At 71.3% G+C, this 22,803-nt stretch carries 18 protein-coding genes and 1 pseudogene; 7 read left to right on the plus strand and 12 right to left on the minus strand.

Features of this window, described 5'->3' with window-relative positions; all coding sequences use genetic code 11:
- Positions 1-172: 172 nt before the first annotated feature.
- Positions 173-1,426 carry a D-amino acid dehydrogenase gene (locus KHC27_RS09335; RefSeq protein WP_213338271.1) on the minus strand — a complete coding sequence of 418 codons (1,254 nt, stop codon included), beginning with the start codon at positions 1,424-1,426 and terminating at the stop codon, positions 173-175.
- Between the two features lie 30 nt (positions 1,427-1,456).
- Positions 1,457-2,575 (minus strand): alanine racemase, encoded by a 1,119-nt coding sequence (alr, locus tag KHC27_RS09340; protein ID WP_213338272.1) that lies wholly within the window; start codon positions 2,573-2,575, stop codon positions 1,457-1,459.
- A 162-nt stretch (positions 2,576-2,737) separates the two neighbouring features.
- Here alr and KHC27_RS09345 point away from each other — a divergent pair, with 162 nt between their 5' ends.
- Entirely contained in the window at positions 2,738-3,205 is a 468-nt protein-coding gene (locus KHC27_RS09345) for an Lrp/AsnC family transcriptional regulator (protein WP_213338273.1), read from the plus strand.
- A 94-nt stretch (positions 3,206-3,299) separates the two neighbouring features.
- Here the strand turns inward: KHC27_RS09345 and KHC27_RS22100 are convergent.
- The 4 genes and pseudogenes from KHC27_RS22100 to KHC27_RS21630 all read right to left on the minus strand — a co-directional run.
- Positions 3,300-3,449 (minus strand): annotated as a pseudogene (locus KHC27_RS22100) (AAA family ATPase); the annotation flags it as partial.
- Between the two features lie 129 nt (positions 3,450-3,578).
- Positions 3,579-4,586 (minus strand): biotin synthase BioB, encoded by a 1,008-nt coding sequence (bioB, locus tag KHC27_RS09355; protein WP_213338276.1) that lies wholly within the window; start codon positions 4,584-4,586, stop codon positions 3,579-3,581.
- Positions 4,583-5,149, minus strand: coding sequence for a biotin transporter BioY (locus tag KHC27_RS09360; protein ID WP_343210876.1), 567 nt, complete (start codon positions 5,147-5,149; stop codon positions 4,583-4,585). The genes bioB and KHC27_RS09360 overlap by 4 nt, the downstream gene beginning before the upstream one ends.
- A gap of 34 nt (positions 5,150-5,183) precedes the next feature.
- The gene (locus KHC27_RS21630) at positions 5,184-6,782 is read right to left on the minus strand and encodes a LysR substrate-binding domain-containing protein (protein ID WP_246519790.1); all 1,599 of its coding nucleotides are present in this window, start codon (positions 6,780-6,782) and stop codon (positions 5,184-5,186) included.
- Between the two features lie 152 nt (positions 6,783-6,934).
- On the opposite strand from KHC27_RS21630, the gene KHC27_RS09370 reads away from it, so the two are divergent.
- Positions 6,935-7,876 (plus strand): choline ABC transporter substrate-binding protein, encoded by a 942-nt coding sequence (locus KHC27_RS09370; protein ID WP_213338277.1) that lies wholly within the window; start codon positions 6,935-6,937, stop codon positions 7,874-7,876.
- Positions 7,877-7,938: 62 nt separating this feature from the next.
- Entirely contained in the window at positions 7,939-9,453 is a 1,515-nt protein-coding gene (gene betC / locus KHC27_RS09375) for a choline-sulfatase (RefSeq protein ID WP_213338278.1), read from the plus strand.
- A gap of 33 nt (positions 9,454-9,486) precedes the next feature.
- Here betC and KHC27_RS09380 read toward each other — a convergent pair whose 3' ends face one another.
- From KHC27_RS09380 to KHC27_RS09405, 6 genes are all read right to left on the minus strand, one after another.
- Positions 9,487-10,875, minus strand: coding sequence for an FGGY family carbohydrate kinase (locus KHC27_RS09380; RefSeq protein ID WP_213338279.1), 1,389 nt, complete (start codon positions 10,873-10,875; stop codon positions 9,487-9,489).
- Positions 10,875-12,101, minus strand: coding sequence for an NAD(P)/FAD-dependent oxidoreductase (locus KHC27_RS09385; protein WP_213338280.1), 1,227 nt, complete (start codon positions 12,099-12,101; stop codon positions 10,875-10,877). Before KHC27_RS09385 ends, KHC27_RS09380 begins: the two co-directional genes overlap by 1 nt.
- A complete protein-coding gene (locus KHC27_RS09390) occupies positions 12,098-13,504 on the minus strand; it encodes an NAD(P)/FAD-dependent oxidoreductase (protein ID WP_213338281.1) in 1,407 nt (468 codons plus the stop codon). Before KHC27_RS09390 ends, KHC27_RS09385 begins: the two co-directional genes overlap by 4 nt.
- Positions 13,505-13,716: 212 nt before the next feature.
- Positions 13,717-14,829 (minus strand): type 2 periplasmic-binding domain-containing protein, encoded by a 1,113-nt coding sequence (locus tag KHC27_RS09395; protein WP_213338282.1) that lies wholly within the window; start codon positions 14,827-14,829, stop codon positions 13,717-13,719.
- Positions 14,830-14,870: 41 nt separating this feature from the next.
- The gene (locus KHC27_RS09400; protein ID WP_213338286.1) at positions 14,871-16,208 is read right to left on the minus strand and encodes a TRAP transporter large permease; all 1,338 of its coding nucleotides are present in this window, start codon (positions 16,206-16,208) and stop codon (positions 14,871-14,873) included.
- Positions 16,208-16,756: a TRAP transporter small permease subunit gene (locus tag KHC27_RS09405; protein ID WP_343210877.1), complete on the minus strand. Its 549-nt coding sequence runs from the start codon at positions 16,754-16,756 to the stop codon at positions 16,208-16,210. The genes KHC27_RS09400 and KHC27_RS09405 overlap by 1 nt, the downstream gene beginning before the upstream one ends.
- A gap of 525 nt (positions 16,757-17,281) precedes the next feature.
- On the opposite strand from KHC27_RS09405, the gene KHC27_RS09410 reads away from it, so the two are divergent.
- The 4 genes from KHC27_RS09410 (at position 17,282) to cheB (ending at position 22,803) form a co-directional block, all read left to right on the plus strand.
- Positions 17,282-18,121 (plus strand): DeoR/GlpR family DNA-binding transcription regulator, encoded by an 840-nt coding sequence (locus tag KHC27_RS09410; protein WP_246519791.1) that lies wholly within the window; start codon positions 17,282-17,284, stop codon positions 18,119-18,121.
- Positions 18,122-18,261: 140 nt separating this feature from the next.
- A complete protein-coding gene (locus tag KHC27_RS09415; RefSeq protein WP_213338288.1) occupies positions 18,262-20,193 on the plus strand; it encodes a methyl-accepting chemotaxis protein in 1,932 nt (643 codons plus the stop codon).
- Positions 20,186-21,736 carry a chemotaxis protein CheW gene (locus KHC27_RS09420; RefSeq protein WP_246519792.1) on the plus strand — a complete coding sequence of 517 codons (1,551 nt, stop codon included), beginning with the start codon at positions 20,186-20,188 and terminating at the stop codon, positions 21,734-21,736. The genes KHC27_RS09415 and KHC27_RS09420 overlap by 8 nt, the downstream gene beginning before the upstream one ends.
- Complete coding sequence (gene cheB, locus KHC27_RS09425; protein WP_213338289.1) at positions 21,733-22,803, plus strand: chemotaxis-specific protein-glutamate methyltransferase CheB; 1,071 nt, start codon at positions 21,733-21,735, stop codon at positions 22,801-22,803. The genes KHC27_RS09420 and cheB overlap by 4 nt, the downstream gene beginning before the upstream one ends.

Raw genomic sequence — 22,803 nt, forward strand, 5'->3', positions numbered from 1 at the left:
TGAAGGCTTCAGGAGGGGGAGAAGGGGGAGCGGCGGCGCCCGCTTGGGGCGATTCCCGCGTTCGTTCGATGCGGTTGATATGGGACGGCCCGCGGGGTGTGCCGCGGGCCGTCGTGTCGCGCCGTCGGGGGCAGGACGCCGGGCGCCGGAAAGGCCGCCGGGCGTTGGGGGGTCAGCCGTAGCGCGACAGCGCGAGGTCGGCACTCTCGATGTCCGGCCGGCGGCCGCTGACGAGGTCCGCGAGCACGCGGCCCGAGCCGCACGCCATGGTCCAGCCCAGCGTGCCATGGCCGCCATTGATGAAGAGATTGCCGATCCGGGTCTTCCCGATCACCGGCGTGCTGTCCGGCGTCATCGGCCGCAGCCCGGTCCAGAACGTGGCCTGGCTCTGGTCGCCGGCGCCGCCGAAAAGGTCCTCCACAGAGTGCTCCAGAGTCGCCTGTCGCGCCGGCGGCAGATCGAGCTGGAAGCGCGCGATCTCGGCCATGCCGCCGACACGAATGCGGTCGCCAAGGCGGGTGATGGCGATCTTGTAGGTCTCGTCGAGCACGGTCGAGACCGGCGCCCGGCTCTCGTCCACGATCGGGACGGTGATGGAATAGCCCTTCACCGGATAGACCGGCAGGTCGAGCCCGAGCGGCCGCAGCAGCGCCGGGGCGTAGCTGCCCAGAGAGGTGACGAAGATGTCGGCGGTAAAATCGCCCGCCGTGGTTTCCACCGCCGCTACCCGGTCGCCCTGCTGGCGCAGCCGGCGAATGCCGGTGTTGAAGCGGAAGGTGACGCCGAGTTGCTCGCACATCCGGTGCAGGGCGTTGGTGAACTTGAAGCAGTCGCCGGTCTCGTCGCCCGGCAGGCGCAGCCCGCCCACGATCCGGTCGCGTGCCTGTGCGAGACCGGGCTCGGCGGCGACGCACCCGGCGGGATCGAGCACCTCGAACGGCACGCCGTCGGCGCGCAGCACCTCGACGTCCTTGCCGATTGCGTCGAGCTGGGACTGGCTGCGGAAGAGCTGGAGCGTGCCCTGAGTGCGGTGGTCATAGGCGATGCCAGTCTCCGCCCGGAGCGCGGCGAGACAGTCGCGGCTGTATTCGGCCAGCCGCACCATGCGCCCCTTGTTCACGGCGTAGCGGGCCGCCGTGCAGTTGCGCAGCATGCCCGCGAGCCAGCGCAGCGTCGCCGGGTCGAAGGTCGGGCGGATGACCAGCGGTGCATGCTTCATGAACATCCACTTCACCGCCTTCACCGGAATGCCGGGTGCCGCCCAGGGCGAGGCATAGCCGGGCGATATTTCGCCGGCATTGGCGTAGCTGGTCTCCAGCGCCGGGCCGGGCTGGCGGTCCACCACCGTGACCTCATGACCGGCCTTGGCGAGGTAATAGGCGGAGGTGACGCCGACGACGCCGGCACCGAGGATCACGATCTTCATGGGCAGCGGGCTCCAGGCGGGGTGGGCGGTTCAGCGGTAGATTCGATGGTAGCGATGGCCAAGTCGTGTCAGGACCTCATAGGCGATGGTACCGGCGGCGGTCGCGACGTCCTCAAGGGTCTGATGCGGCCCGATTATCTCTACAGGACTGCCGAGCTTCAGCGTGTCCGGCGGCAGCGCCGAGATGTCTACCGTCATGCTGTCCATCGAGACGCGCCCGACGATCGGCAGTCGCGTTTCGCCGAACCAGGCGGCGCCGCGGTCGCCGAGATGCCGGGGCAGTCCGTCGGCATAGCCGGCGGCGAGGGTGGCGAGGCGCGTCTCGCGGTGGGTGACATGGGCGCCGCCATAGCCGATACGCGCTCCCGCCGGCACGGTGCGCGTCTGGACCACGTGTACATCGAGCCGCACCACCGGCGCCATGGGGTTGGCGGCGCCCCCTGTCGGCGCGCCGCCATAAAGCGCGATGCCCGGCCGAGCCAGCCCGGTGCGAAATTCAGAGCCCAGAAAGATCGCGCCGGAATTGGCGAAGCAGAGCCCGATATCGGGAAAGCTGGCCGCAAGCTGACGGAAGGTGGCGAGCTGTTCGGCGTTCTGCTCATTGGCGGGTTCGTCGGCGCAGGCGAGGTGGCTCATCACGAAGAGCAGTTCCAGCCCTTCCAGCATCTGCGGCGCGCCGCGCAACCGCGCCACCTCTTCCGGTGCCAGACCGAGCCGGCACATGCCGCTGTCGACCTGGAGCGCCGCCGGCAGGCTGCGGCCGAGGCGGCGCGCGACGGCGCGCCAGTTCGCCACCTGCTCCAGTGAATTGAGGACGGGAATGATGCCGTGCGCGGCGCAGGCCGGCTCTGCTCCCGGGAGCAGGCCGTTCAGCACGTAGAGGCGGGCGTCGCTTGTCAGCAGCGGCCGCAGCGCCAGCGCCTCGGCGAACTGGGCGACGAAGAAATCGCGGCAACCCGCCGCATACAGCGCGGGAGCGACCCGATGGGCACCGAGGCCATAAGCGTCCGCCTTGACCACGGCCGCCGCCCGGGACGGCGCCATGCGTGCAGCCAGATCGAGATAGTTACGGGTCAGCGCGGCCAGATCAATGGTGAGAATGCCGGGCGCCGTCATGTCCTCGACCCGCTCGCAAACGTCCGCAAACATGAGTGCGCCCTCGATCCATCATGAAACGACGCCTGCCGCGCGTATTGGCATCTGGGCACCAGCGTAGCGCAATGATCGCGCAATAGCCGATGCAAAAATCCATGATTATGTGAAAGGTAGGCACCTTATGAAATATACGGCGATTTTTCCGAAGGATCTGCCATGGCAGGCATCGACGCCATCGACCGCAACATCCTCCGCCTTCTGCGGCTGAATGCGCGGATGAGCAATGCCAGCCTTGCCAGCGAGGTCGGCCTTTCCCCGTCCGCCTGCCTGCGCCGGATCCGTCTGCTGGAACATGCCGGGGTGATCCGGGGCTACACCGCGCTGGTCGACCACTCTGCCCGCGAGACGGCGATGGCGGTGATCATCAACATCACGCTGGAGCGCCAGACCGAGGATTACCTCAACCGTTTCGAGGCGGCGGTGCGACGACACCCCGAGATACAGGAGTGCTACCTCATGACCGGAGGCTCGGACTATCTGCTGCGGGTGGAGGTGGAGAACGCCGCCGAGTTCGAGCGCATCCACACCGAGATCCTTTCGACCCTGCCGGGGGTGCTGCGCATCCACTCCAGCTTTTCGATCCGCAACGTGCTGGCGACCCGCCGCCGGGCCGCGGCGAAATAGAGTCACGCCGGCGCGTCGCAGACGTCCCCGGGGCGGAAGGCTGCGGCCATCGCGTCGCGCAACGTCCCGGCGTTCGGCGTGGCGAGCCATGGCAGCGGCCGAGCCGCCGCACCCGGCCGACCGCCACGATCGCCTCCTCCGTCTCCGGCTTGGCCGCGCCGATGAAGGCGACACCGAGTATCGGCACCCCGCGTTGGCGCATGGCGGCCAGCGAGAGCAGGCTGTGGTTGATCGTGCCCAGCGGGTTCGGGCGGACAGCACTAACCGGCGGGTTTCATCGGGCGAATACGGTCTTGCCAATATCGGTCAGTGCCGGTGACGACGAGGCCATGGCCCTATGGCACCGGCGCCGAGGCCGCCGGTTCATGCCGGTTCACGGTGCCGCCTCCGCCCGTATCGGGGCGGCTGGTCGGGCGGCGATCTTCAGGCCCAGCCGGGCGAGCAGCGCGGCGTCCGCCTCCCGCGCCGGATTGCCGGTCGTGAGCAGGCGGTCGCCGGTGAAGATCGAGTTGGCGCCGGCGAGAAACGCCAGCGCCTGGGCTTCGTCGCTCAGCCGGTCGCGCCCGGCGGACAGCCGCACCACGCTCGCCGGCATCAGCAGCCGTGCCAGCGCTACCAGCCGCACAAAGGCGATGGCGTCCACCGGAACCGCATCCTCCATCACCGGCGTGCCCGGAATCGGGTTCCACAGGTTCAGGGGCACGCTTTCCGGGTGCGGCCGCAGGCGCGCCAGCGTGACCAGCATCTCGATGCGGTCGGCGGGGGTCTCCCCCATGCCGACAATGCCGCCGCAGCAGACCTTGATGTCGGCGGCACGGACATGGTCGAGCGTCTCGAGCCGATCCTGCAGCGTCCGCGTGGTGACGATACGGGGGTAGAAGGCGGGGGAGGTGTCGATGTTGTGGTTGTAGTAGTCCAGCCCGGCTGCGCCGAGCCGTCGGGCCTGAGACGGCGTGAGCATGCCGAGCGTCGCGCAGCTTTCCAGCCCGAGGGCGCGCACGCCCTCGATCATGGCGCAGACCTGGTCGAGGTCGCGCTCCTTCGGCCCGCGCCAGGCGGCGCCCATGCAGAAGCGGGTCGCCCCGCCCGCCTTGGCCTGCCTTGCCTCGGCGAGCACCGCTTCCGTGTCCATCAGCTTGCCGGCGGCGACCCCGGTGCGGTGATGGGCGCTCTGCGAACAGTAGCCGCAATCCTCCGGGCAGCCGCCAGTCTTGATGCTGAGCAGCGTGGCGGCCTCGATCTCGCCGGGGTCGAAATGACGGCGGTGAACGCTCTGCGCGCGAAAGACCAGCTCCGGCAGGGGCAGGTCATGCAGGACGTGGGCTTCTTCCGCGGTCCAGTCGTGACGGACGTCGTCCGTGCCAGCAGCGGTGCGGGTCACGAGCCGACCCGCCCGATGAGTCGGTCCGGGACGAAGGCCGCGCCGGCCGCGACCAGGAGGATGGTCAGCAGGTCTCCCAGGATGAAGGGGGTGAAGCCGAGCGGGAGGATCTGGTCGGCGGGGATATAGAGGCCGAGCCACGGCAGGCCGAGTCCATAGGTGACGGCAAGCCCCGCCACCATCGCCCCGATCCTTCCTGCCATGCCGCGGCCGAGGGCCAGCCGGGCCGCCAGCCAGATGCCCAGTAGATAGCCGGCAAGATAGCCGCCGGTCGGTCCCACCATGTAAGCAAGGCCGATGCCGCGCTCGGGTGTGCCGGAGAACACCGGGAGGCCGATCGCGCCGGCGCCGAGATAGGCGAGGAAGGTCAGCGTGGCGAGACGCGGGCCGCAGGCGAGGGCGATGGTCATCACCGCGAGCGTGTGCAGCGTCATCGGGACGGGCCAGAACGGTATGTGGATCTTGGCGCACAGGGTTATGAGGGCGACGCCGGCGAGGATGGTGGCGCCCTGGCGGGTAAGGGCGGCGGAGCGGGGGCGGGCGAGGTGGGAGGCGGGGATCACGGGTGGACTCCATAATTATAGATAAAATGAGAATCTATCTACAATGAATCCACAGAGTGTCGTCCGACGCAAGGTGTCGATCGATAATCGGCCGATGATCGCCAAAGCCTCCCGCCGCCTCCCGCCGCCCGGCCTCCCGCGGCCTGCCGCTGTCTCCCGCGGCCTCCCGCCCGGCGCCGCCACCGGGCGCCGGCCTGTCCACCACACATGCCCTTCGGCGTCGAGGCGGCGCGGTCGATCTGCCCGCGCCGCAGCGCGGCGAGAATGGCGCGGCGGTCGGTGCGCACCTCCCGGTCCGCCCGTCTGGCGGCGAACAGGAGGCGGGCGCCGGCGGCGTGGAGATCGTCGATCGTCGCCCGCCGCCGCGGCAGGCGTGCCGTGTTTTATAGATAATTTCCCGTGGCCGGCGCGTCGTTGGCCCCACCTTCAGCGGGGCGGCGGCGGTCTCCGCGCGCGTCGCCCGCCCCGGTGGGTCCGAATCCCGCTGCCGCGCCAGCCGCCGGCACGGTGCGGTCCGTGCGGTGAGGTGGACGATGAGGCCGATGTCGTTCCCGCGTGGCGGGTGAGACCGACACATCGCTCGCCGGGCTCCGCCCGCCGCCCGCCGCTCCCGGGCGCCCCCCCGCTCCTCCGGGCGCCGCCCGCCGTGCCTCAGGCCCCCGCACCTGTCGGCCGCCGTCAGTCGGCCGGCCCCCTGTGCCGCCGGCCCGGCGGAGGGGCTGCCACCCGGCGCCCCGGCCGCGCCGCGGGCCTCGTCGAGAATCCAGGCGATCAGGTCGCGGGCGGGCGGGGAGAGGTTGCGGCCGGGTTTCAGCCAGTAGCCGCTCTCCCGCCGCGTCAGCGCCGGGCCGACCGCGACCAGCGTGCCGTCCTCGACGGCGCTGTCGATCAGCCCGGCCCAGCCGAGCGCGATGCCCTGGTCCGCCATCGCCGCCTGCACCACGAGGCCGTAGGTGTTGAGGCTGAGGTCGCTCGGGCTCGGCCCGCGCTCAAGGCCCATCACCCCGAACCAGTCGCTCCATCCGAACCAGCGCGGCTCCGGCGTGCTGTCGAGATGCAGCAGCGGCAGCCGGCCGAGCCGTTCGGGATGCGCGCCGAGCCCGTGCCGGGCGGCGAAGCCGGGGCTGCACACCGGAAAGACCCGCTCCTCGACGAGCTGCACCGCCTCGGGCGGGAAATCGCGCCGGGTGCCGAACAGCACCGCCACGTCCTCCGCCTCGTCCATGCCCGGGTCCGCCGCCGCCGAGGCGATGATGTGCACATCCGTTTCCGGGCGCACCAGCCGGAACCGGGCGACGCGCGGCATCATCCAGAACGAGGCGAAGCCGTAATCGGTGAACAGCCGGACGACCGGCCGCCGGCTCATGCGGCGCAGGCTGCGGGTGGCGGCGTCGATCTCGGCCACCGCGGCCACGGCGGCGCGGTGCAGCACCTCGCCGGCCGGCGACAGCGTGCTGCCGCGAGGGCCGCGTGCCAGCAGCGCCGTGCCGAGCTGCTGCTCGAGCTGCCGCATGGTGTAGCTCACCGCCGGCTGCGACAGCCCCAGCTCATGGGCCGCGGCGGTGAGGCTGCCGAGCCGGCCGACCGCCTCGAACACGCGCACCGGACCGAGGTCGAGCGGGCGGTCAGCCATCGAATTTCCTTAGGGCTAACATCGAAAACGAACGGCTTCACAGCTATCGGCATTTAACGGTCTGATGACACCCAGATCAAGGCGGGTTCAGACCCCGAACAGGGGCGCCCCGCCTGGCGATCACGGCCTCGCCATCTTTCCAGGGGTAGACCATGAACCGCATCCTCAGGGCCGCCTCGGCCCTCGCCCTCCTCCTCGCCGCCGGCGCCGCCGCCGCGGCCGACGCGCCCGCCTGCAAGACCATCCGCATGTCGGATCCCGGCTGGACCGACATCACCTCCACCAATGCCATTGCCGGAGTCCTGCTCGAGGGCCTCGGCTACCAGCAGGACGTGAAGACCCTGTCGGTGCCGATCGGCTACGAATCGATGAAGAACGGCAATATCGACGTCTTCCTCGGCAACTGGATGCCGGCGCAGCAGAAGTTCATCGACGCGCTGAACGCGGCGAAGGCGGTGGAGGTGCTGGGCACCAATCTCTCCGGCGCCAAGTTCACCCTGGCGGTACCGAACTATGTCGCCGAGGCCGGGGTGAAGGACTTCAAGGACCTTGCCGCCAACGCCGACAAGTTCGACCGGCAGATCTACGGCATCGAGCCCGGCGCGCCGGCCAATGCCAACATCCAGAAGATGATCGACGCCGACGACTTCCACCTCACGGGCTGGAAGGTCGTCGAATCCGGCGAGCAGGCCATGCTGGCGCAGGTGAAGCGCGCCCAGAACGGCAAGGGCTGGATCGTCTTCCTCGCCTGGGCGCCGCACCCGATGAACGAGACCTTCGCCATCACCTATCTCTCCGGTGGCGACACCTATTTCGGCCCGAACTATGGTGGCGCCGACGTGCGCACCCTCGCGCGCGCCGGCTGGTCCGCCGACTGCCCCAACGCCGCGACCCTGTTCCGCAACCTCGTTTTCAGCCTGCCGATGGAAAACGCGATGATGGGCAAGATCCTCGATGAGGGGCAGGAGCCCAAGGCCGCCGCGCGGGCCTGGCTGAAGGCCAACCCCGACGCGCTCGACGGCTGGCTCGCCGGCGTCTCGACGCTCGACGGCAAGCCCGGCCTTCCCGCCGTCAAGGCCGCGCTCGGCCTGTGATCCCGTCGGACGGCGCCGGGCGCGGGTCGCGCGGCGCCGTCGACACATCTGCGGACTCCATCATGACGCGCCCCAACATCCTCATCCTCATGGCCGATCAGCTCAACGGGACGCTGTTTCCCGACGGGCCGGCGGATTTTCTCAGGGCGCCGCATCTGGCGGCGCTGGCCGGGCGTTCGGCGCGCTTTGCCCATGCCTATACGGCGAGCCCGCTCTGCGCGCCGGGGCGCGCCTCCTTCATGTCGGGGCAACTGCCGAGCCGCACCCGCGTCTACGACAACGCCGCCGAGTTCACCTCCGACATCCCGACCTTCGCCCATCACCTGCGCCGCGCGGGCTACCACACCACGCTGTCCGGCAAGATGCATTTCGTCGGCCCGGACCAGCTCCACGGCTTCGAGGAGCGGCTGACGACCGACATCTATCCCGCCGATTTCGGCTGGACGCCGGATTACACCCGGCCGGGCGAGCGGATCGACTGGTGGTACCACAACCTCGGCTCGGTGACCGGGGCGGGCGTGGCGGAGATCACCAACCAGCTCGAATATGACGACGAGGTCGCCTATCACGCCGGGCGCAAGCTCTATGATCTCGCGCGCGGGCAGGATGCCCGGCCCTGGTGCCTGACGGTGAGCTTCACCCACCCGCACGATCCCTATGTCGCCCGCCGGCGCTTCTGGGACCTGTACGAGGACTGTCCCGCCCTCGATCCCGCGGTCGCTCCCATCCCGTTCGACCGGCAGGACCCGCATTCGCAGCGCCTCATGCTGGCGAGCGACCACGCCGCCAGCGCGGTCACGCCGGAGGATGTGCGGCGCTCGCGCCGGGCCTATTTCGCCAACATCTCCTATGTCGACGAGAAGATCGGCGAACTGCTCGACATTCTCGACCGCTGCGCAATGGCGGAGAACACCATCGTCGTCTTCGTCTCCGACCATGGCGACATGCTCGGCGAGCGCGGGCTGTGGTTCAAGATGAACTTCTTCGAGGGCTCGGCACGGGTGCCGCTGATGATCGCCGCGCCCGGCCTGCCGGCGGGGCGGGTGGACCGCCCCGTCTCGACCCTCGACGTGCTGCCGACGCTGGCCGAGCTGGTCGGGCTCGACCTCGGCGGGGTGCTGCCCTGGACCGATGGCGAGAGCCTCGTGGGCCTCGCCCGCGCCGAGGGAACCCGTGGCCCGGTGCCGATGGAATACGCCGCCGAGGGCTCGCAGGCGCCTCTCGTCGCCCTGCGTGACGGGCCGTGGAAGCTGGTGCTGTGCGATCTCGACCCACCCATCCTCACCCATCTCGACGACGACCCGCAGGAGCGGGTGAACCGCGCCGGCGACCCCGCCTGCGCCGAGGCGCTGGCGCGCCTCACGGCGCAGATGCGGGCGCGCTGGGACCTCGCCCGCTTCGCCGCCGAGGTGCGGGCGAGCCAGGCCCGGCGCCACGTCGTCTACGCCGCGCTGCGCAACGGGGCCTATTATCCCTGGGACTTCCAGCCGCTGCAGAAGGCCTCCGAGCGCTATATGCGCAACCACATGGACCTCAACGTGCTGGAGGAGGCCCAGCGTTTTCCGCGCGGGGAGTGAAGCGGGCGAAAGCCGGGCGGCGCCCGCCGCCGCTCACTCGCGCCAGGACAGGCTCTTGCCGAGGGCGGCCTCGAACCGCCGCCGGTCCGCCGCCGTGACCGAGCCATCGGGCCCGAAAACGCGGGCGGGGGTGCGGGCGAAGCCGACATCCACGCCGCACAGCGCCGCGAGGCCGAGCGCCGTCATCTCGTGCGAGCCGGGCACATGGATCGCCCGCCCGCTCGCCGCCGCCAGGAACCGGCCGAAATACCGGCTCTGCGACAGCCCGCCATCAATGGAGAGCCGGTCGATCGGGCCGATGCCGGCGGCGGCCTCGATCAGCCCGACGGTGAGCAGGGCGATGCCTTCCAGCACCGCGCGCGCCATGTCCAGCCGCCCGGTCGCGGCGTCCATGCCGATGAAGAGCGGCGCCGCCCGCCGGTCCCAGTGCGGGGCGGCGAGCCCCGAGAGCGCCGGCACGAAGACGAGGCCGCGGGACAGCGCGCTCGGGCCGTCGAAGTGGTCGAGCTCGGCGGGGTCGGCGAACAGGCCGATCCGGCGCGCCCATTCGAGCGCGGCACCGGCGTCGTAGACCCCGCCCTCGACGGCGAAGACGGGTGCCTCTCCCCGCCGGTGCCAGGCGATGGTCGGCAGCAGGCCGGCACCGGACGGGCGCCGCGTTCCGGTGACCGCGAGCAGAAAGGCGCCGGTGCCGAAGGTGATCTTGGCCTCGCCCCGGCGCTGGCAGCCATGGCCGTAAAGCGCCGCCTGCTGGTCGACGATGGAGACGCGGATGGGCACGCCGTCGAGCGCGCCGAAGCCCGCATCCACAGGGGCGATCTCCGGCAGGGCGGCGGCCGGCACCCGGTGCAGCGCGCACAGCTCCGCGCTCCACTCTCCGCTGTCGAGGTCCAGCAGGCCGGTGCGCGAGGCGGTGGCGCGGTCGGTGCGGAACACCCCGGCGAGCCGGTCGAGAAAGAAGGCGTCGGTGGTGCCGAGCCGGAGTCGGCCCCGGGCGCGCGCGGCGGCGACCGCCGGCACGTTGTCGAGCAGCCAGCCGAGCTTGCTGGCGGAGAAATAGGCGTCGAGCGGCAGCCCGCTGATCGCGCGGGAGCGGGCCTCAGCCGCCTCGCCGAGCCCGGCCAGCGCGGCGGCGGTGCGGGAGTCCTGCCACACGATGACCGGCGACAGCGCCTCGCCGGTGAGGGCGTCCCAGGCGAGGCAGCTTTCGCCCTGATTGGCGAGGGCGATGGCGTCCACCGGGCCCGCCGCGTCCAGCACGGCGCGGATGTTGCCCAGCAGCTCCTCCGGGTCGTGCTCGACCCGGCCCGGCGCCGGGTGGTGCTGGGCGTGGAGCCGGCTGCCCGCGCGCCGCGCGCCGTCTTCGTCGACGACGAGGCAGCGGGTGGAGGTGGTGCCCTGGTCGATCGCGGCGACGCGCATCACGGGTGCTCGCGAAAACGGAAATGCACGGTGGCCGCGTTCGCCGCCGCGGGCGGGATCGGCACCAGCACCCGGCGCTCCGGCAGCCAGCTCCGTTCGGCCGCCCAGACCTCGCGGCCGTCGATCTCCAGCGACAGCCACCCCCGCGCGCGGCGGGCGAAGCGGAGCTGGAAATGGCGGAAGGCCGGCGGCTCGTCGCTGCCCGGCGTCAGCAGGCCCGGCACCACCAGCTTGATCGGCGGCTCGCAGGTGACGGCCCGCGGTGCGCCGGACTCGACCACGCGGGCGAGGTCCGCGGCGACGGCGCGACCCACCGCCCGGCCCTCCCGAAACGCCCAGCCCCCGGTCTCGATCGCCCTCAGCACATTGCCGCCGGCGAAGACGCGCGGGTTTCGGGTGCGGCCGTGCTGGTCGATCGCCGGCCCTTCGCTGCCGGCATCCAGCGCCACCCCGGATTGCCGGGCGAGGCTCGCCTCGGGAACGAAACGCCCGGTCAGCAGCACGCCGTCGCAGTCGAGCGTCTCGATGGCACCGTCGGCCCGGCGGAAGGTGACCGCTTCCACCCGCCCCGCGCCGCGCAGGTCGAGTAGGTCGACCCCGGCGTGAAACGGCACGCCGGCAAGGGCGGGAAACCAGCGGAACGGCGCGGGTGCCAGCGCGTGGCGCTCGGTCTCCAGCATCGCGACCGGGCGCGCGCCATGGGTGAGGCAGGTGAGCACGGCGGACTGGCTGACCAGCTCCGACCCCACGACCACCGGGCGCCGGAACGGCATGAGCCGGTGAAAGGCGAGGCCGGCCTGCAGCGTGCCGGTGGTGACCACGCCGACCGGCCGGTCGCCGGGCAATAGCCGCGCCGAGCGCGGCATCTCCCGCGCCCCGGTGGCGAGCAGCAGGCGGCGGGCCGCCAGGGTCTCGACGCCGGTGGGCGTCGTCACGGTGAGCCGGCAGGCCGCATCGAACGTCACCACCGAGCAGCCGGTGCGCACGTCGACCCCGGCGCGCCGCGCCTCGGCGTCGAGCCGCTGGCCATAGGCGGCCCCGACATAGACGCGGCCGAACTCCCGCATGCCGAAGGGCGAGTGGCCGCAATGCCGGGTGGCGCCGCCGAGGCTCGCCTCCCGCTCGAGAAGAACGACGCGCCCTATGCCGAGCCGGCGCAGCTCGACCGCCGCCGCCACCCCTGCCGGCCCGCCGCCGACCACGACGACATCGACGATGCCGCTCACGATCCAGCCTCCTCGACGGCCAGCGGCGTCGAAAGCCGCCCCCGCGTCATCTCGGCGAGGCGGGCCTGGCAGTAGAAGCCCTGGCAGCGCCCCATGGCGGCGCGGGTGCGGCGGCGCAGGCCGCCGAAATCCCCCGGCGGCACCAGGCTGTCGAGCGCGGCCTCGATCTCCCGGCGCGTCACCAGCTCGCAATGGCACACCATCTCGCCATGGTCCGGCTGCTGCCAGTCGCGCGGGCGGGTTTCGGCGAGATTGGGCAACCTCACCTCCGGTGCCGGCGGCCGCGATGTCGCCGGCAGGCCGAAGCCGGCGTGCAGCCGCACCGCCTCCTGCGCCAGCCCCAGCGCCGCGCTGAGCCCGGTGGAGCGGATGCCGCCAAGGGTGATCGCCCGCCGCTCCGGCCGGGCGAAGACGCGATAGGCCTTGCTGTCGCTGGCCGGCCGCAGCCCGGCATAGACCGCCGTCACCGGCATGCCGGCGAGCGCGGGAACGATCTCGGCCGCGCGCTGGAGCAGGGCGCGCAGCGTCCCGGCTTCCACCGTGGCGCGGACCCGGTCCTCCTGTTCCTCGGCGGTCGGGCCGACCAGCACATTGCCGAAGGCGGTCGGGCACACCACCACGCCCTTGGTGATCTCGGTCGGTACCGGCAGCACGATGCGGGGCACATGGGCGAAGGCGGCCTTGTCGAGCACGACGAACTGCCCCTTGCGCGGCCGGATCGCGAATTCAGCCGGCAATCCGAGCCGCCGGTCGACGGTGTCGCCATAGAGCCCGGCGGCGTTGACGACGCTGGCGGCGCGAATGTCGCCGGCCGAGGTGCGCAGCGTCCAGTCGCCGGCGAAGGCGCCCTCGATCAGCTCGGTGTTCCGCAGGAACACCCCGCCCAGCATCACCGCCTGGGTGAGATAGGCGAGGGGGGCCGACCACGGGTCGATGATGTGTTCGCCCGCCACTTCGAGCGCCGCCGCGAGGCCGGGGGCGAGGCCGGGCAGGGTGGCCCGCGCCGCGGCCGCCGTGAGCAGCCGCAGCCCGTCCACCCCATTCTCCCGTCCCTGCGCGGCGATGGCTTCGAGCTTTGCCGTCTCGGCGGGGTTCCACGCGCAGACGAGGGCGCCGGTTTCGACCAGAGGCAGGCCGAGGCTGTGGCGAATGGCGAGATATTCGGCCCGGCCCGCCCGCACCATCTCCAGCTCGAGGCTGCCGGGCGGCGCGTCGAAGCCGGTGTGGAGGATGGCGCTGTTCGCCTTGGAGGCGCCGGAGAGGATGTCGCCGCCCTTCTCGATCACCACCACCCGGGCGCCTTCCAGCGCGAAGCGCCGGGCCACGGCGCAGCCCACCACCCCGGCGCCGATGATGGCGACGTCGAACGTCTTCTGCGCGGTGCAAGATGGGGTGTGGGGCATCGCGCTCCCTTTCTGTCGTCCCGCGGCCTTGTCGGCGGCCGCGTCATGCCCGTGGCCCGGCCGCCGGGCCGGTGCCGCAGAAGGGGCCGGCCTTCCCGGCCGGCCTCATCTGCCGTGTCGCTGCGAGCCTGCCGGCGCTCCACGCGGTGTTCGCCCCGGGAGGGCCGGCCGGGGGCGAGCCCGCCCCCGGTGGCGTGTCGCTCGGTGCCGGCTCAGCGGTAGGGGTAGCCGGCCTTCTGCATCGTCTCGGCGTATTTCTTGAAGGCGGCGACCACCCGCCCGGCGCGCGGGCTGGAGGCGGCGGTCTCGTCCCAGAAGCCTTCGGAATCCTTCACCACCTGCGCCCACTCCGCCGGCGGCAGCGCGGTCAGCTCCATCTTGTTGCCTTCCACGCGCAGCTTGGCCTCGCCGCCCCAGTACCAGACGTCGCGGTAGTAATGCGACTGGTCGATGGTGATGAGGAACAGCTCCTTGAGGTGCGGCGGCACCTTGGCCCAGCTCGCGGAATTGGCGAAATAGCTGCCGAACCACGCGCCGGTGACCGAATTGGTGAGGGCGTAGTTGCAGACGTCGGCCCAGCCGACCTCATAGGCTTCGGTGAAGCCGCACCAGGCGACGCCGTCGAGCTCGCCGGTCTGCAGCGCGACCTCCACATTGTCCCACGGGATGGTCACCGGCACGAGGCCGTAGCGCGAGAGGAACTTGCCGGCGGTCGGCACGCCGAACACCCGCAGGCCGTTCATGTCGGCGAGGCTCTTGATCGGCTTGTTGACGGTGAAGATGTGCAGCGGGTCCCAGGCGCCGGTCGACAGCCAGGTGACGTTCGGCACCTCGGCATAGGCTTCTTCCCAGATCTCCTTGAGGCCGTAATAGCGGAACAGCGCCGGCACATCGAGGCTGTAGCGGGTGGCGAACGGGAAGTAGCCGCCGAACACCGCGATATCGACCGGGGAGGCCATCGTCGCCTCGTCCGACTGCACCGCGTCGAGCGTGCCGCTCTGCAGCGCGCGGAAGAGGTCGGAGGTCGGCACGAGCTGGTCGGCGTAATAGAGCTCGATCTCCATCGCGCCGTTGGCCGCCTTGTTGAAGGCGTCGATCTGCGGCTTGATCACATGGGCGCCGAGCGGCGCGCCGGAATAGGTCTGCAGGCGCCACTTGATGGGGCCGGTCTGGGCGATCACGGCGGGGGCCGCCAGCGTCGAGCCCGCCAGCGCCGCGCCGGTGCCGAGCGCGGCCTTGCCGAGGAAGCCGCGGCGGGTCGACAGGATGCTATCGGCAGCGGAGTCCATTTTCCGGGGGACGGGCTTGCTGGTGTCGTCGGTCATGTTGTTCTCCTCTGGATGGGAAGGTCTGCGGCGGCTGTTGATCAGCCTTTGACTTTCATGTGTTCGGGGAGCCACAGCGCGATCTGCGGAAAGATCATCAGGATGACGATGGTCAGGAACATGATCGCGGCGAACGGCCAGATCGACTTGTAGATGTCGACCAGCGAGATTTCCTTCGGCGCCAGCGAGCGCATCAGGAACAGGTTGTAGCCGAAGGGCGGGGTGATGTAGGCGATCTGGCAGGTGATGGTGTAGAGGATGCCGTACCAGATCAGCTGGTTGTCGAAGCCGAGATCGAGCGCCTTCACCAGCGGGATGTAGAGCGGGGCGACGATGACGAGCATCGCCGTGTCGTCGAGGAACATCCCCATCAGGATGAAGCTGAGCTGCATCATGATGATGATCGTCCAGGGATTGAGGTCCCACTGCTTGACGAACAGGAACTCGATCGCCTTCACCGCGCCCAGCCCGTCGAACACCGTGCCGAAGGCGAGGGCGGCCAGGATCAGCCACATGAACATGCAGGAGACGTTCAGCGTCTTCAGCGCGCTGTCGCGGATCACCGGCCAGCGGAAGTGGCCCTTGTAGACCGCGGCCAGCGTCGCCGCCGTCGCGCCGACCGCCGAGCTTTCCACCAGGCTGACATAGCCCATGATGAACAGGCCGGTCATGAAGAAGAAGATGGCGAAGGGAATGATGCCCGCCCGCGCCAGCGCCAGCTTCTCGCGCAGCGGCATGTTCAGCTCTTCGTCGGTGAGCTGGGGGGCGAGCTTCGGGTTCAGCTTCACCCGGACGTAGATGTAGATGACGAACAGCGCCGCCATCAGCAGGCCGGGACCGACGCCGGCGAACCACAGCTTGGAGACCGGCTGGCGGGCGATCATGCCGTACAGCACCAGCACGACCGAGGGCGGGATGAGGATGCCGAGCGAGGAGCCGCCCTGCACCACGCCCGAGATCAGCACCTTGTCGTAGCCGCGGCGGATCATCTCCGGCAGGGCGATGGTGGCGCCGATCGCCATGCCCGCCACGGAGAGGCCGTTCATCGCGGAGATGATGACCATCAGGAAGATGGTGCCGATGGCGAGGCCGCCGGTGAAGCGGCCGAACCAGACATGCAGGGCGCGATAGAGGTCCTCCGCGATGCCGGCTTCCGCGAGGATGTAGCCCATGTAGATGAACATGGGCAGGGTCAGCATCGCGTACCAGTTGAACAGCTTGAAGACCTGGTTGAACGGCAGGTCCATGGCGCCCGGGCCATACAGCAGCAGCGCGGCGGCGGAGGCGACGAAGCCGATGCCGGCGAACACCAGCTGCCCGCTGATGAGCGCCAGCACCATCGAGGCGAACATCAGCAGCGCGATCATCTCGTAGGTCATCAGAGCGTCTCCCCCCGCAGGGTGGCGATGTGCTTGAAGACCAGCGCGAAGGCCTGCATCAGCATCAGGACCAGGCAGACGGTGAGCAGCGCCTTGATCGGGATGACCGAGGGGTTCCAGATCGAGAACCGCTTCTCATTGGTGGCGATGGCGTATTGCAGGCTGGAAATGGAGCCGATGAGCAGGACGCCGAGGTAGAAGATCAGGCACCAGACGGTGACGAGGTCGACCTTCGCCTTGCCGCGCTCGGACAGGGTGGAATACCAGAGGTCCATGCGGACATGCTCGTTGTTCTTGAGCGTGAACGGCCCGCCCATGAAGTAATAGGCCGCCAGCACGAACTGGGTGAGCTCGACCGCCCAGTGCACCGGCATCTTGATGAGGTTGCGGGTGATGGCGTCGAAGATCAGCACGGCGCCCATGAGGAAGATGAGCGAGGCCGCGAGATAGCCGACATAGTCGGACACCGCGTCGACCGCGCGCACATAGCGCGCGATCAGGCGCCAGGCGCCGCTTCCACCGGACTTCATCGCATCGTCCGCATTCACGCTGTCACTCCATGGCTGGACGGCGCCGCCGGCACCTCACGTCCGCGGCACGGTGGAAGGCGCACGACATTCCGGCCGCCGGCGCGGGTGGCGCCGTGGGTATGCCGATGTCGTGGGTGCTGGGAGCAGGCGCCCGCGCGCCTGCCGTGCCGGCTCAGGCCGGGTGAGAAAGGCGCGTCCTGCCGCCGCGGATCTGCGTCATCTGGTCCCCCGTACCGGTCGCTGCATCGTCGTTATGCATGCCTGCTTTCACGGCAGGCCATGGCACTGTACCAATTTCGTTAGGGAAGGAAAGCCCGAATTTTGGCGTATTTGACCATTCGGTCATTCAATCGGTCAATACGTGACCGATTCCGCGCTTGCGAAGCGGGCCGATGCCTGCTTGGCTGATCGCCGGTTGAAACCTCCGGCCATGCCCGTGCCGTTCCGTCAGATCGCCCGCGCCTGTCCGGGCGCGGCGCGCGGCCGGCCGGCACGCCATTGACCGCCGCCGCGGGCGTACCTATCCATCCGCAGCGAGCGGGCATGGCCGTGGCATCCCTCGCCGCCCCGGGTGGGGCCGCCCACAGTCAGGACCAGAGCGTGCCCTCCGCTTCGCGCCACCGAACGATCGTTTCCCTGCTGGCCCGCTCCGGCGAGATGTCGGTGGAGGCGCTGGCCGATCATCTCGACGTCTCCCGCGAGACCGTCCGGCGCGATCTCGCCCGGCTCGAGGCGGAAGGGCGGCTGCGCCGGTTCCATGGCGGTGCCAGGGCCCTCGGCGCTGCCGCGCCGCTGCCGGAAACCGAAGGCCCGTTCGCCCAGCGGATGACCCAGAACGCGGGCGCCAAGCAGGCCATCGCCCGCGCCGCGGCGGCGCTGTTCGAGCCGGACAGCTCGCTGTTCATCGACACCGGCAGCACCACCATCGCCTTCGCCGAGGCGCTGGCGCTGCGCCCGCCGCTGGTCGCCATCACCAACGCCCCGCGCATTGCCGCCACCCTCGCCCAACATCACGGCCACAAGGTTTTCCTCATCGGCGGCGCCTATGGCGCGGATGCCGGCGAGAGCCTGGGACCGCTCGCGCTGGAGCAGATCGGCAAATTCCGCGCGGACTATGCCGTCCTCACCATTGGCGGACTCGATTCCGGCTGCGTCATGGATTTCGACCTCCAGGAGGCCGAGGTGGCGAAGGCGATGATCGAGCGCGCCGACCGGCTCGTCGTGCTGGCGGACCACAGCAAGTTCGACCGTCGCGCGGTGTTCGAGGTCGCCCCGCTCGCGCAGGTCGATGTCATCGTGACGGACCTGCCGCCGCCCGGGCCGCTGGCGCGGGCGATCGCCGACGCTGACGTCAGGCTGGTGGTCGCCGGTGGCGGCGCCTGAGCCGGAAGGCGGCTGGCCGCCGCGACGGTGCTCTGTTCCTCTATAATTTCAGTATGTTGGAAGTTCCCCGGTCGCCTGTTGCGCCCGCCGTGGGGCCGTCGCACAGTGCGTCCCTTCGCGTAAGCTCTTCCGGGGACGATATGACGCTCGTGAAATCTTCCAGTCTCGGCGCGACCCCGGAGGCTGCCGCCGCGCCGTCGTCCGCGCCGAGGAAAAAACGGGCGACCCCCGCCGTCGGCGCGGCGGGCCTTGCCGCCGACGCGGCGCTGTACGACAAGGCGTCCGAGCGGCTGGCGGCGGCCACCGAACAGCTCGCGGGCGGGCTGGTGGAGGCCTCGGCGGCGGCCGAGCAGCTTCGCGCTTCCATGGAGCGCATCGCGGCCGGGGCGGAGCAGGCGGCCGGCGGCTCGCAGGAACAGCTCGCCGCCATCCGGTCCGTTGCCGCCAGCCTTGCCGGGGCGCGGGTCCGGGCCGATGCCGGACGCCGTCGCGCCGAGGCGATCCAGCTCGTGGTGGCCGAGACGGCCGTGCAGATCACCGCGTCGGTGCGCGCCATCGAGCGCAACGCCCTGCGCCAGCAGGCCTCGGTGAGCCTGATCGCCGAGCTGGAGCGGCGCGCGCGCGACATTGGCGAGATCACCGAGACGGTGGGCGGGCTGTCCGACCAGACCAGCCTTCTCGCCCTCAACGCCGCCATCGAGGCGGCGCGGGCGGGTGAGCACGGGCGCGGCTTCGCCGTGGTGGCGGAGGAGGTGAGGGCGCTGGCGGAAACCTCGGAGCGCAGCGCCGGCGACGTGCAGGGCCTCGCCCAGACCATCCAGGCCGAGGTCGGCACCGTCGCCGCCGCGGTGAAGGAGGGGTTCGACATGGCCCAGGCGCAGGCCCGCACCGGCGCCGAGGTGGTGGCCGCGCTGGAGACGGTGCGCGCCGACATGGCCGGCCTCACCCGGGGCAGCGACCAGATCCTGTCCTCGTCACTGGAAGCCGAACGGGCGGCGATGGAGGCCCAGCGCGGGGCGGAGCTGGTCGCGAGCGCCGCCGAGGAACAGGCCGCCGCGGCGAGCGAAGTGCAACTGGCGGTGCAGCAGCAGACGCAGTCGCTGGAGCAGAGCCAGGTTGCGGGACAGGAGCTGGCGCGGGCCAGCGAGGGCGTGCGCCGCGGCGGGGTTGCCGCCGCGCAGGCCGAGCGGATCGCGGCCGCGGCCGAGGAACTTTCCGCCAGCATCCAGCAGCTTTCCGGCGCCGCCACGCAGATCATGACGGCGGTCGGGCAGATCGACCGCGGTGCCCAGCAGCAGGCCGCCGCCACCCGCCAGACCTCTGCCGCGCTGACCGAGATCGAGGCCGGCGCCACCCTCGCCGAGGAAAACGCCGTGCGGGCGGCGGAGCGGGTGGTGGCCATGGAGCGGACGCTCGCGGAGAGCCGGGCGGCCATCGAGCGGCTGATGGCCGGTGTCGGCACCGCGCTGGCCCGCACGCAGGGCAGCCTCGCCACGGTGCTGCAGCTCGAGGGCATCGGCCGGCGCATCGAGAAGATCGTCGACAGCATCGCGCTGGTCGCTATCCAGACCACGATGCTGGCGGTCAGCGGCTCCGTCGAGGCGGCGCGTGCCGGCGAGGCCGGGCGGGGTTTCTCGCTGGTGTCGGCGGATATCCGCAGCCTTGCCCGCGATGCCTCCGACAGCGTGTCCGGCATCAAGGACACGGTCCGCGCGGTTCTCGAGCAGATCGGCTCGCTGCGCCGCGACTGCGAACTCGCCATCCTGACCGCGGAAACCGAGATCCAGAACCACCGGGCCGTCTCCGCCGCGCTGGAGCGGCTCGACGCCGACGTCGCCGAGCTCAGCGCCGGCAACCGCGGCATTGCCGAGAGCGCCCAGGCGATCATGGCGGCGGTCCGGCAGTGCGCGCAGGCGGCCCGGCAGATCGCGGCCTCCGCCGAGGAGGCGGGCTTCGCCGCGCGCCAGGCCGCCACGGCGTCGGCGCAGCAGGCCCAGGGCGCGGACGACCTTGCCGCCGCCATCGAGGAAATCGCCTCGCTGGCCGACGCCTTCAGGCAGCAGAATGGATAACCCGCCCCAGCCCATGGCTGCCGGCGGGACGACGCACCGCTTCCTCACCTTCCGCGTCGGCGCGGATATCTATGCGCTGCCGGCGCAGGACGTGGCGGAGGTGATCCGCCTGCCCCCGCTCGCGCGGCTGCCGCAGGCTCCCGCGGCGCTGATGGGCATCGCCAGCCTGCGCGGCGCCACCCTGCCCGTGGCCAGCCTGCGGGCGCTGCTGGGGCGGGCCGCGCCCGCCGCGCGGCCCACGCCGGCCCGGTCCGCCGCCGCCCGGGCCATCGCGCTGCGCGGGGCGGCGGCGGTGGGGCTCGCGGTGGATGCGGTCGACGATCTCGTCACCATAGGCGCGGCGCAGATCGAGCCGGCGGAAGCGAGCGCCGCCGTCCGGCCGGGCGAGCGGCTCACGAGCGTCTTCCGGTTCCACGACGACCGCGACCTCGCCCGGGTGCTCGACATGCCGCCCTTGCTGGCGGCGGCCTTCGTGCCGCGCCCGCGCCCGCCGCGTCCGGCGGTGGCACCGGGCCCGGCTCAGCCGCGCCTCCACCCGTCGCAGGCGGCCTCTCCCGGCGGGGTGGGCGAGCGGCTCGTCACCTTCGAGGCCGCCGGGCAGGAATATGGCCTGCCCATCGGCGCGGTGCAGGAAATACGGCCCCTGCCGCCGAGCGTGACGGCCCTCCCGCCGGATGAGGCGGTGGCGCGCGGGGTGGCGGTTCACCGCGGCCGGCTGCTGCCGCTCTTCGCGCTGCGCGGGCTGCTCGGCCTGCCGGCGCAGACCGAGGGCGGCAAAGGCGCGGGCAAGGTGGTGGTGGTCAGGGTGTCCGGCCATGCGGTGGGCCTTGTCGTCGACCGGATGCGCGACGTGCTCCCGGCCGATCCCGCGAGCGTCGAGCCCGTGCCGCCGGTGCTCGCGGCGCGGATCGGGGGCGAGCTGCGCATCCCGCGCCTGCTGCGGGCGGAAAATGGCCGGCGGCTGGTGCCGATCCTCGATCCACAAACGCTTTTCCGGGAGGAGGTCATGCAGCGGCTCGATCGCCGGGAGGCCGGCGACGCCGTGCCGGACGCGGCTGCCGCGGCCGGAGAGATGGCGCTGCTGGTCTTCCGGCTGGGCGAGGACGAGTACGCCCTGCCGATCGGCGCCGTCGACGAGGTGGTGAAGGCGGCCGGCGCGGTGACGCGGATTCCGGGGACGCCGAAATTCCTGGAGGGCGTCGTCAATCTGCGCGGCAGCGTGCTGCCCATCATCGACCAGCGCCGCCGCTTCGACATGCCGGCCCTGCCGCCGGGCGCGCCGCGCCGGATCATCGTGGTGCGCACCGACCGCCACCGCGCCGGCATCGTCGTGGACCGGGTGACGGAAATCCTGCGCTGCCGTGAAGACGCCGTCGATCCCGCGCCCGATCTCGCCGGCGAGCCGGCGCGGCTGGTGTCCGGCATCCTCAATCTGGAGCCGGCCGGGCGGCTCATCCTCCTGCTCGATCCCGCCGAACTGATGACCCGCGCCGAACGCGGGCTGCTCGACGGTTTCGCCAAGAAGCGGCGCGAGGCAAGGTGATCAGGCTGCTGATCGTCGACGACTCCGCCCTCATCCGCAAGCTGCTCGGCGAGATCTTCGCCCGCGCCGGCGGCTTCGAGGTGCGCGTCGCGCGCGACGGCCTCGCGGCGCTGGAACAGAACCGCAGCTTCGCCCCGGACGTGGTGACGCTCGACCTCGACATGCCGCGCATGGACGGGCTGACCTGCCTCGACCGGCTGATGGTCGAGCGGCCGTGCCCGGTGGTCATCGTCTCGTCCCACAGCCTGCCCGGTGCCGAGGCGACGCTGAAGGCGTTCGAGCTTGGCGCCGTCGACGTCATGCCCAAGCCGGGCGGCCCGGTCTCGCTGCATATGGACGAATGGGCGCCCCGGCTGGTGGCGAAGGTCCGCGGTGCGGCGCGGGCGAAGGTCCGGTCGAGCCTGCGGCTGCGCGAGCGTGTGCGTCAGCGGATCGGCGCCGCGCTGGCGGCCGCTCCGTCCGCGCCGGCGCGGGCGCTCCGCCCCATGGCGGAAGGCGACGGGCTGGTGCTGGTCGGCGCCTCCACCGGCGGGCCGCCCGCGCTCGAGGCACTGCTCACGGCACTGCCCGCCTCCTTCCCGTGGCCGATCCTGGTGGCGCAGCACATGCCGGCGAGCTTCACCGGCGCGCTGGCCCGCCGGCTCGACAAGCTCTGCGCGCTCGCCGTCATCGAGGTGAGGGAGCCGGTGCCGCTGCAGCCCGGCATGGTCTATATCGGGGCGGGCGATGCCGACCTTCTCGTATCCCGCCGCGACGCGGCGCTGGTCGCCATGGCGGCGCCGCCGCTGCCCGCCCATCTCTGGCACCCCAGCGCCGACCGCCTCGTCGCCTCCGCCATGGAGGAGCTTGCGCCGGCCCGGATCATCGGCATCCTGATGACCGGCATGGGCAATGACGGCGCCGCCGCGATGGCGGAGCTGCACGCGCGCGGCGGCCACACCATCGCCGAGGCCGAGGAGACCGCGGCGGTCTGGGGCATGCCCGGCGAACTGGTGAAGGCGGGCGGGGCCGAATGGGTGGAGCCGTTGCCCGACATTGCCGCCCGCCTGCTGGCGATGGTGCCGTGA

The sequence above is a fragment of the Ancylobacter lacus genome, from assembly GCF_018390635.1.
In the GTDB taxonomy this organism is placed as follows: domain Bacteria; phylum Pseudomonadota; class Alphaproteobacteria; order Rhizobiales; family Xanthobacteraceae; genus Ancylobacter; species Ancylobacter lacus.

What these genes read in the sequence shown, in the direction of transcription:
- betC (WP_213338278.1), top strand. Translation starts at nt 7,939, where the DNA reads ATGACGCGCCCCAACATCCTCATCCTCATGGCCGATCAGCTCAACGGG.
- KHC27_RS09335 (WP_213338271.1), bottom strand. Translation starts at nt 1,426, where the DNA reads ATGAAGATCGTGATCCTCGGTGCCGGCGTCGTCGGCGTCACCTCCGCC.
- KHC27_RS09400 (WP_213338286.1), bottom strand. Translation starts at nt 16,208, where the DNA reads ATGACCTACGAGATGATCGCGCTGCTGATGTTCGCCTCGATGGTGCTG.
- KHC27_RS09390 (WP_213338281.1), bottom strand. Translation starts at nt 13,504, where the DNA reads ATGCCCCACACCCCATCTTGCACCGCGCAGAAGACGTTCGACGTCGCC.
- KHC27_RS09420 (WP_246519792.1), top strand. Translation starts at nt 20,186, where the DNA reads ATGGATAACCCGCCCCAGCCCATGGCTGCCGGCGGGACGACGCACCGC.
- alr (WP_213338272.1), bottom strand. Translation starts at nt 2,575, where the DNA reads ATGTTTGCGGACGTTTGCGAGCGGGTCGAGGACATGACGGCGCCCGGC.
- KHC27_RS09415 (WP_213338288.1), top strand. Translation starts at nt 18,262, where the DNA reads ATGACGCTCGTGAAATCTTCCAGTCTCGGCGCGACCCCGGAGGCTGCC.
- KHC27_RS09345 (WP_213338273.1), top strand. Translation starts at nt 2,738, where the DNA reads ATGGCAGGCATCGACGCCATCGACCGCAACATCCTCCGCCTTCTGCGG.
- KHC27_RS09380 (WP_213338279.1), bottom strand. Translation starts at nt 10,875, where the DNA reads ATGCGCGTCGCCGCGATCGACCAGGGCACCACCTCCACCCGCTGCCTC.
- KHC27_RS09370 (WP_213338277.1), top strand. Translation starts at nt 6,935, where the DNA reads ATGAACCGCATCCTCAGGGCCGCCTCGGCCCTCGCCCTCCTCCTCGCC.
- KHC27_RS09395 (WP_213338282.1), bottom strand. Translation starts at nt 14,829, where the DNA reads ATGACCGACGACACCAGCAAGCCCGTCCCCCGGAAAATGGACTCCGCT.
- KHC27_RS21630 (WP_246519790.1), bottom strand. Translation starts at nt 6,782, where the DNA reads ATGGCTGACCGCCCGCTCGACCTCGGTCCGGTGCGCGTGTTCGAGGCG.
- KHC27_RS09410 (WP_246519791.1), top strand. Translation starts at nt 17,282, where the DNA reads ATGGCCGTGGCATCCCTCGCCGCCCCGGGTGGGGCCGCCCACAGTCAG.